This window comes from Bacillus sp. GMs2/2 (assembly GCF_050172095.1).
Lineage (GTDB): Bacteria > Bacillota > Bacilli > Bacillales > Bacillaceae_G > Bacillus_A > Bacillus_A cereus.
The window spans coordinates 1-1,480 of the sequence record NZ_JBNLYE010000650.1; the positions used below are offsets into that span (position 1 = coordinate 1).

Here is a 1,480-nt window from a genome sequence, read left to right on the forward strand (position 1 = left end):
ATTAATCAGGCTATGGATTCTGTAAAAGAAAGACAAAGTCATTACTGTAGTCATCTGTAATTCCAATTCGAAAGGAGTCGATTATGATGATGATAGCACGCTGTAAGGAAATGATTTGGATAGTTCAGAGGGATTCCACATAGTTTTATAGAGCTTATATCACACAAGTTCATCGCTGAATTTGATGTATAAAAAATATATAATAAAATCAAACCAACCCGCTTTTAATTATTTTTTTATAAACAAAAGATACACCACTTAAAAAGAGGTGTATCTTTCTCAGGTTTTACTATTTCCGATTACTTCTCTTCGTCTTAAACAATCTCACTAAGTTCGAAACAACTGTTTTTGTTACTGCATAAACTGGTACTGCTAAAATCATTCCGATGATTCCAGCAAAGTTACCTACCCCTAAAATTAGGATAATAATTGTTAATGGGTGGATGTTTAATTTCGAGCTCATAATACGTGGTGAAATAATATTACTTTCAAACTGTTGTACAATTGTTACGATAATAATTACGTATAAGGCTTGCATCGGAGATACGAACAGTCCTACAATAACAGCTGGTGCTGCTCCGATAAATGGGCCTAAGTTAGGAATGATGTTTGTAAATGCTGCGATAATCCCTAAAACGAAAGCGTACGGTAAATCGATAATTAAATAACCGATAAAAGTAAACGCACCTACAAATATACAAACGAGCGCTTGCCCTTGAATATATGCAGATAATGTTTCGTTCGTTTCCTTAATGATACGAAGCCCCTCTTCACGGTAAGACTCTGGTAATAAACTTACCGCTTTCCCTGGAAAGGCATGTCCATCTTTAAACATGTAAAATAAAATGAACGGTACAGTAAATACAACTAATGCAACGTTCGTGATAATACCAAATAAAGCCGTTGCACTCGACGTAATTGTATTTGGTATATCTTTTAAGTATTCAATCGCATTTTTTTCAATTGTTTCAATGGAAACGTAGTTTTGTGTAGATAACCATTCAAACAACCTATGATGTGATAATTCTTGTATGTATACTTTTCCCTCTTTTATGTAGCCTGGCATATTTTTAACCAAGTCCATTAGCTGTTGTGAAATCGTAGGAACAACTACTCCAACGCCAACCGCAGTTAATGTTATGATAAAAAGATATAACAGCAATATCGCTAAATTTCTAGGTACTTTTTTATTCTCCAAAAAGATTAATACAGGATTAAATATGAAGTATAAAAAAAGCGCGATTAAGATTGGGAAAAATAATGTTGATATGAAGATACCAATCGGTTGAAATAAAAATGATATTTTTGTGCAAATAAATATGATTCCTACAACCATTAGCACTTCTAATGTCCAAAAGTGCACTTTTGATTTCAAAAAAATGGCCTCCTTTAAACTAGCACTTCTCTTCATTGTACCAAAATAAGTATGAATTTCACATAATATTTTCCTTTACAATATTCCAAAATACCAATAAATACA

At 32.6% G+C, this 1,480-nt stretch carries 1 protein-coding gene; it reads right to left on the reverse strand.

Translation table 11 applies throughout. The features are described 5' to 3' along the window. Window positions 1-289: 289 nt before the first annotated feature. Entirely contained in the window at window positions 290-1,375 is a 1,086-nt protein-coding gene (locus ACQGS6_RS28335) for an AI-2E family transporter (RefSeq protein WP_000837892.1), read from the reverse strand. Window positions 1,376-1,480: the final 105 nt, after the last annotated feature.